The following is a 7,531-nucleotide window of genomic DNA, read 5'->3' on the forward strand; positions in this document are numbered from 1 at the left end:
GTTCAGTTGATCGCGGTGGCGGCGGACGGGTCCGCCGCGGGGGCGGGGGCGGCGTCCGCGGGCTGGCCAGCGGCCCCGGTGGCCCCGGTGGCCCCGGCGGCGCCGGTGGTGTCGTCGGGGAGGGCGAAGACCGCCCCGGAGACGGACAGGGCCAGCTGCCCGCCCGCACCCGCGGTGGAGCTGGGCGCCAGGTCGACGCTGGTGACCAGGAGCAGCCGCTCGTCGCCCTGGACCTCCGCCAGGAAGCTGACCAGGGCGGCGTAGCCGCCCGTCGCCGTCAGCGCCACCGGCACCTGCAGCAGCCCGCTCGGGGCCGCGGAGGCGGCGGCGCTCGCGGTGGTCGCGGCGGCAGCGGTGGGGTCGGTGGCGGCAGCGGCCGATGGGTCAGCGGGGGCGGCGGGCGCGGCGGCGCTGGCCGCGCTGGCCGCACTCACGACGGGCACCGGAGGCGACGGCGTCAGGCTGGTCAGCTCCACGCCGCTGCGCGCCGCCGCGTCGCGCAGCGAGCGGACCAGCTCGGGCAGCGCGGCGCCGGCGGGCAGCTGCGTGCGCAGGGTGGCGAGCTGGGCGCGGTGCTCGGGCAGCGCGGCGAACTCCTGCTCGAGCTCGGCGACGCGCGCGGCCAGGGCCGGCTCGGTGGACTCCACCTGCGCGGTGGACGCGGCCAGGTCGCTGACCTGCGTGCGCGCCGGGGAGACGACGAGCAGCCAGCCCGCCAGCATCACGAGCACGACCCCACCGGCACCCGCCCCCAGCCAGGGCAGGGCGCGGGGAGCGGCCAGCGCTCCGGTGGCGCCGGCGGCGGGCCCGGCAGCGGGGCCGGCGGCCGGGGCCGGGGAGAAGGTCGACACGGTCAGCCCACCTCCTGGTCGTAGCGGTGCGACAGCGCGTCGGTGGTCACCCGCGCGGTGACGGTGAAGCTCACGACGGGCACGGCGGCGGAGGCGTCCTGGCTGGACGCGGTGAGGTAGGCGTCCGCGACGCCCGGCACCCGCGCCAGGGCGTCGAGGTAGCCGGCGACGTCCTCGTAGGACGTCGAGCGGGCGGTGATGCTGATGCTGCCGGTGGTGGCCGCCGACGCCCCGGCGGCCGCGCCGGTGGCCGCCGTCGCCGAGGTCGCCGCTGCGGTGGTGGCCGCACCGGCCGTCGCGCCCGCGGCGTCCAGGGAGACCTGGACCCCGGCCAGCCACGCGCCGTCGGGCAGGGCGCGGGTCAGGGAGTCGACGTAGGAGTACAGGGCCACGTCCTGGGCCATCGCCGTCGCCCGGGCCGCCTCGGCCGCCTCGACCTGGGCGATGACCTGGGGGGCCTCGGCGTACTGGGCCTGCTCCGCCTGCAGCGTCTGCACGCGCTGGTTGGCGGCGTCGAGGCGGGCCTGCTCGGCGGAGACCTGCGAGGCGGTGACGCCCCAGGCGGCCGCGACCACGACGACGGCGGCGCCGGCGGCCACCGCGGCGCCGCGCTGCACCCGGCGCACGGCGCGGCGGGCCAGCACCTCGGGGGGCAGCAGGTTGACGCGCGGCAGCGACGGGAGCGCGCCCTGCCGGCCGCCCCCGGGGGCGGCCGGTGCCAGCAGCGCCCGCGGGGCGCTCGTGCCCCGCTCGCGGCGGGTGGTGGTGGCGCTCACGCGGAGGCCCCCAGGGCGAGGCCGACGGCCGTGGTGGGGCCCTCGGCGGTCACGCCCCGCAGGTGCCGGCCGCGGCGGACGCGGCGCTCGACGGAGCCGACGTGGACGGGCACGCCGGTCATGGCCGCCAGCTGCGCGTCGAGGCCCGCCTGGCGGGCGCCGCCGCCGGTGAGGACCACGCGCTCGGCGCGGTGGCCGCTGGTGGCGGCGGCGTAGTCGATGGTGCTGCGCACCTCCTCGAGGAACGCGACGACGGCGACCTGGAGGGCATGCGCGGAGGCGCTGCGGGGGTCGGCCTCGTCGAGGACGGGCGCCTCGTCGAGGTCGCGCTTGAGCTGCTCGGCCTGGGCGGTGGTGAGGCCGGTGCCCTCGGCGAGGGCCGCGGTGACGTCGTCGCCCCCGGAGGCGAGGATGCGGACGAAGTGCGGGGCGCCGCCGGAGTGGACGACCACCTGGGTGGTGTCCGACCCGACGTCGACGAGGGCCTCCGCGGCAGCGTCCGAGCCCAGACCCGACCCCACGGCCCGCAGCACCGCGAAGGCCGTCAGGTCGACGGCGTCGGGCACCAGCCGGGCGCCCTGCACGGCCGCGAGCAGCGCGGTGACGGTCTCCCGCCACGCGGCGACGAGCAGGCCCCGGACCACGGGGGCCGCGGCGCCGGTGCGCACCTCCAGCGGGTGGAAGTCCAGGACGGCGGCCTCGACGGGCATGGGCAGCACGTCCTGCACCTGGAACGGCAGGGCCTTCCTGAGGTCCGCGGGCGGCATCTGCGGCACCTCGACCTCGCGTACGACCACGCGCTGGTTGGCGACGCCGACCCGCACGCGGCGGTGGGAGAAGCGGCCGCGGCGCCACAGCTCGACCAGGGCCGCGGACACGGCGGCGGCGTCGAGCACCTCGCCGTCGCGGACGGCGCCCTCGGGCAGCGGCACCTCGGCGCTGCGCTCGAGGACCACGCCGGAGGAGGTGAAGGACAGCTCGGCGGCGCGCACGGCGCCGGTGCCGACGTCGAGCCCGATGGACGTGCGTCGTGCCACGCCTGCCCTCCCTGCTCAGCCCGCGGCGCCGCTGCTCGGCGCGCTCTCCTGTGCTATCGGTGCTCCGGGCGAGCACTTGAGCCCTTCAGGCGGGGAGGAGCCCGCTGACCTGCAGGTACCAGTGGGCGAGCGACCCGCCGGCGGCGAATCCGAGCGCCGCGCCGGCGAGCATGAACGGCCCGAAGGGCAGCGACCCGCGGCGTCCCACGCGCCGGGAGGCGACGAGCGCCACCCCGACGAGGCCGCCCACGAGGAAGGCGGCGAAGGCGCCGACCACGAGGCTCGACCAGCCGGCGTAGCCGAGGTAGGCGCCCAGGAGGCCCGACAGCTTGACGTCGCCGAAGCCCATGCCGCCGGGCCTGGCGACCGCGAGCGCGAAGTACAGCAGCCACAGGGCGGCGCCGCCGACGACGGCGCGCAGCGCGGCCGCGCCGTCGTGCTCCACGACGGCGGCCAGGCCGAGCAGCGCGGCGACCACCGGGTAGGACGGCAGCACGAGGGCGTCGGGCAGCCGGCGCACGTCGAGGTCGATGAGCGCCAGGGCCACGCCCAGGGCCGCGAGGTAGAGCAGGGCGGGCAGCAGCGCCAGGTCGCCGTGGCGCGCGGCCCACCAGGTGGTGGCGGCGAACAGCGCCGCGGTGCCCGCCTCCACCAGCGGGTAGCGCGCGCTGATGGGCGCCCGGCAGCGGCGGCAGCGGCCCCGCAGCGCCACCCAGGACAGGACCGGCACGTTGTCGCGGGCGGTGATGGGAGCGGCGCACGCGGGGCACGCGCTGGCGGGGCGGACCACGGAGAGGCCCTGCGGGACGCGCCAGACGACGACGTTGAGGAAGGAGCCGACGGCCAGGCCCACCACGCCCGCGAGGGCGGTGAGCACGGCGGTCAGCGCCGGGTCGGCGGCCACGTCAGCTGCCCGCCGGGGCGTCGACCACCGACTGCACCTGCCACGGCGAGGACACCGGCTTGATGAAGTACGGCGGCTGCAGGGCGTTGAAGCGGGTGTCGTAGACGTAGTTCTTCAGGTACCCGGTGCTCGCCGTGGTGCCGTTGCCGGTGCCGACCGGGCCCCGGTACATCTGGGCGATGGCGCCCAGGACGTTGAGCTTGGTCGCCGCGGTGCCGGTCGACAGGGCCGCCCCCTTGTCGTAGTTCTGCACCAGGAAGCTGTGCTTGAGCGACAGGATGCCCGCCTGGATCGTGTGGACGGGCGTGTAGCCGTCGGCGGCGGTGAGGTTCGTGACGGGGCTGGTCTTGGAGACGGGGTGGTGCACCCACACGTAGCCGGTCGCGACCAGGCCGAGGACGTCGGTGCCCGCGCCGCCGTCGGCGTAGGTGAGGTCGCCGGTGACCACGACGTCGTCGGCGCCGGCGACGGTCACCGCGGCGTCGACGGTCCCGGAGACGAAGGGCGTCCCGCGCTTGCAGTCGTAGTTCGTGGTCAGACCCGTCGTGGCCTCGTTGGCCAGCGGGTAGCCGACGCCCTTGCAGGAGCCGGTGGCGGCGGCGACGTAGATGACCGGCGGGATCGGCTTGGTCTGCGGCTGGTTGCGGTTGGCCACGTCGAGGCAGCGCGAGGGCGTGCTCGCGTCGGTGGTGTTGGGCGAGAGCACCGTCATCGTCGTCCCGGTGAAGGTGATCTTGGTGGCCCCGCGGTAGAGGCAGCCCCTGCGGTCGGTGTTGCTGCTCGTGTCGATCTTCGGTGAGACGTAGCGCAGCAGCTCGGTGTTGCCGGTCGGCATGGTGGTGGGCTGCTTGGAGGCCAGGACCGGGTAGCCCGCCTGGGCGGTGGTGCCCGCGCTGGGCGCGCCGCCGCCCCAGTACAGCGGGCCGGTGGCGGGGTAGGCGCCGGACCACACCGAGGTGTCGGGGTTGCCGAACACCGGGCTGCCGGCGATCTTCAGCAGGTCGTTGCTGTGCAGCGGTCCGTTGATGACGTCGCCGGTGGTGAACTGGATGTCGCGGCTGCAGTACCCGGACACGGTCCCGGTGGTCCAGCCGTTCCACCCCGGCAGGGTCCCGACGACGGCGCCGTTGGTCCCCTGCACGACCGTCGTCTTGGTGGCGCTGGAGACCTCGTAGGACTTGCTCTGGCGCCCCTCGTAGTACTTCGCGGAGCAGTCGGCCTGCACCTTCGCCTTGTCGGCGCGGAAGGTGTAGGTCGTGGTCCCGACCGTGACCTGCGCCTGCCCGTTGTAGCGGGCGGGGGCGTTGGCCGACCACAGCTCCGGGTCGGTGGCCTCCACGTCGCTGAAGTAGATGTAGTTGAGGAAGCCCTTGATCTTCAGCGTGGCGATGAGGGTGCGGCTGGTCGGCGTGCCGCCGGGCTGCACGGCGGTGCCGGCGACCTTGAGCTGGATGAGGCCGCTGCTGGCGATGTCGGGGATCGAGTTGAGGACGGTGTACTTGAACCGGGCGCCCGTGGTGGAGCCCGGCAGGGGACGCCCGGGCGCGGTGGCGAAGGCCGCCGGGGTGGTCAGCGCGGCGTTGGCGGCGTCGACGTTACCGGCGGTCCAGTAGCTGTCGTTGGCGTTGAGGCGCGAGATGTACTCGTCGACCCCGGCCTGGGCCGCGCCCAGCGCCGTGGACGCGTCCTGGCCGGCCCGGGCGCGGGGGGTCGAGCTCACGACGAGGAACAGGGCGGCGAGCACCAGGGCGGTGACCACGCCCATCGTCCCGACGACGGTGATGAGGGCGATGCCCTCCTCGCCCTCGGGGTGGGGGCGGCCGGAGAGCCGGCGCAGCGGGGTCGGACGTCGCATCAGCCTGCCTGACTCGCGAGGACGTTGACCAGGCTGACCCGGTCGCTGGTGGTGGTGGGGGCCAGGTCGGGGGCCCTCGGGTCGGCGACGACGAGCGCGACGCCCACGCTGACCACCGAGGCCGCCTCGGCGGGGCTCAGGGTGCTCCCCGACGCCGGGGCGATGGGAGCGGTCGCACCCGCCGCCGAGGTGATGACGCCGCTGGTGAAGTAGCTGAACGACGGCGGCGTGGTCGTCGTCGCCAGGCACTTGGTGGTGGTGCCGGTGGTCCACAGGTACGGGACCGTGGTGGCGGTCGGGCCGGTGTTGGCCGTCGCGGGCGTCCGCGCCTCCGTGACGCACTGCCGGGTGGCGTCGTAGCCGTAGCTCACCAGCCACGGGCCCTCCAGGGCGGCGCGCACGACGGGCGCGCTCGTGGGCCCGGAGGTGGCGAACGCGACAGTGGTGCGCTGCAGGTTGGCGTAGAAGCTGACGCCCGTGGACGACGCCGCGGTGAAGGGGCTCGGGACCGTGCCCGAGGACGGGCCCGTGGGCGCCCCGGCGGGAGGCGCCACCGCGACGCGCAGGCTGCGGGTGATCGCCTCGGTCGCCGTGCGGGCGTCGGCCTGGGTGCTGGTGCGCACCTGGGCCTCGCGCACACCCCGCAGCGAGCTGGTGAAGACCGTGCCCACCGCGGCGAGGACGATGGTCGTCAGGACCATGACGACGAGCAGCTCCACGAGCGTGGTGCCCTCCTCGCGGCGCTCGGCCGGGCCCACCGGGGTCCGCGCGGCGCCCGCCATCCGGCCGCTCACGGCAGCACCACCGCGACGTCGGAGGTGGGGTGCGCGGCGTCCAGCAGCACCACCGGGCCGGTGCCGGCGGGCGCCGCGGGGTCGGTGGTGATGGTCCACTCCCCGAACGGCAGCGCGGTCGCCGTGGGCGCCGCGCCGCTGGTGCCCAGCGCGTACACCTCCCCGGTCGGGCACTGGCTGCCGGTGACCTCGGCGTTCTCCGGCTGGTGCACCGCGTACAGGGGCGTGCCGCTGGTCGGGACCCCCGCGCGGGTGACCGTGACGGCCACCCCGCCCAGCGGCACCCCCACGGGGGTCGCACCGCCCGCGGCCTGGGTGGCGTCGAAGCTGGCAGGCGCGTCATCCGCGTCGGAGCAGGTGCCCGCCCACAGGGCGTAGGTGTCGGGGAAGAGGCCCTGCAGCTCGCCGGGCACGCCGGTGGCGCAGGAGCGGACCGGCGCGGTGCCGCAGGCCGGGGCCGTGGTGTCGGCGATGAAGCTGTCGCGCAGGACCACCGGCACCCCCGCGGGCACCTGGTAGCCGGCCGGCGGCTCCAGGACGAAGGGCTGGGTCCGGGCGACGTCGTGGAAGAGCGAGGCGCGCGTGACCTGCCCCGCGCTGACGACGAGGTCGGCGGTGGACGCCGCCTGGTAGCCGCTGGAGGCGACCCGGCCCGGCTGGTCGACCGTCGCCCGGTAGGTGCCCGGATCCAGGCCCGCGAAGACGGCGCAGCCGTCGCTGCCGGTGGTGCGGACGGCGCCACCGGGCGACAGCGCCACGACGCTGCCGGTGACGACGTCGCCGTTGGCGCCCTGGACGACGACGGCGAGCGACCCGCTGCCGGCGGCGAGACCGCCGGAGCCGAGCTGGAGGGCGCGCAGCGTCTTGGCGCTCACGGCCCGGGTGGTGCCCATGCCGGGCCAGGTGACGCGCACCGAGACGAGCTTGTAGGCCAGCGTGTCACCGGAGCCGACGCACACGGGGTTGGTGGCGTCCGAGGCGAGGTAGTTGGCGGTCTGGGCGACGGTGTAGGTCGTGCCGCCGACGGTCTGGGTCCGGGTGGTGAGGCCGTCGGGGATGTCGAGCGCGCGCTGGGAGCGCGCCTGCTCGATCTGCGCTGAGGCGAGGTCCGCCGCGACGGTGCGGCGGTTGTTGTCACCCGTGACGCGCAGCGCACCGGTCAGGACCGTGAAGACCGAGCCGGCGAGGATCGTGAAGACGGCCATGGCGATGACGACCTCGAGCATCGTGTACCCGCCGTCCGGCGCGCGCCGGGCGTCGTCGCTGGTGCTCATCGCTCCTCCTCGCCGCTGCTCGTTCGTCGTCGGGGTGCGG

The 7,531-nt window shown here is 76.2% G+C and carries 7 protein-coding genes; all 7 read right to left on the reverse strand.

Going from position 1 to position 7,531, the window contains the following annotated elements; translation table 11 throughout:
* Window positions 1-2: 2 nt before the first annotated feature.
* On the reverse strand, window positions 3-851 hold the full coding sequence (pilO, locus tag ACUN9U_RS17715) for a type 4a pilus biogenesis protein PilO (RefSeq protein WP_445486317.1): 849 nt from the start codon (window positions 849-851) through the stop codon (window positions 3-5).
* A gap of 2 nt (window positions 852-853) precedes the next feature.
* Window positions 854-1,627 (reverse strand): PilN domain-containing protein, encoded by a 774-nt coding sequence (locus ACUN9U_RS17720; protein WP_445486318.1) that lies wholly within the window; start codon window positions 1,625-1,627, stop codon window positions 854-856.
* Window positions 1,624-2,664 carry a type IV pilus assembly protein PilM gene (pilM, locus tag ACUN9U_RS17725; RefSeq protein ID WP_445486319.1) on the reverse strand — a complete coding sequence of 347 codons (1,041 nt, stop codon included), beginning with the start codon at window positions 2,662-2,664 and terminating at the stop codon, window positions 1,624-1,626. Before pilM ends, ACUN9U_RS17720 begins: the two co-directional genes overlap by 4 nt.
* Window positions 2,665-2,749: 85 nt before the next feature.
* A complete protein-coding gene (locus ACUN9U_RS17730) occupies window positions 2,750-3,568 on the reverse strand; it encodes a prepilin peptidase (RefSeq protein ID WP_445486320.1) in 819 nt (272 codons plus the stop codon).
* A 1-nt stretch (window position 3,569) separates the two neighbouring features.
* Window positions 3,570-5,423, reverse strand: a complete 1,854-nt coding sequence (locus ACUN9U_RS17735; RefSeq protein WP_445486321.1) for a hypothetical protein — start codon at window positions 5,421-5,423, stop codon at window positions 3,570-3,572.
* Window positions 5,423-6,217, reverse strand: coding sequence for a PilW family protein (locus ACUN9U_RS17740; RefSeq protein WP_445486322.1), 795 nt, complete (start codon window positions 6,215-6,217; stop codon window positions 5,423-5,425). Before ACUN9U_RS17740 ends, ACUN9U_RS17735 begins: the two co-directional genes overlap by 1 nt.
* Window positions 6,214-7,491, reverse strand: coding sequence for a prepilin-type N-terminal cleavage/methylation domain-containing protein (locus tag ACUN9U_RS17745; protein WP_445486323.1), 1,278 nt, complete (start codon window positions 7,489-7,491; stop codon window positions 6,214-6,216). Before ACUN9U_RS17745 ends, ACUN9U_RS17740 begins: the two co-directional genes overlap by 4 nt.
* Window positions 7,492-7,531 lie beyond the last annotated feature (40 nt).

This window comes from Quadrisphaera sp. KR29 (genome assembly GCF_052644995.1).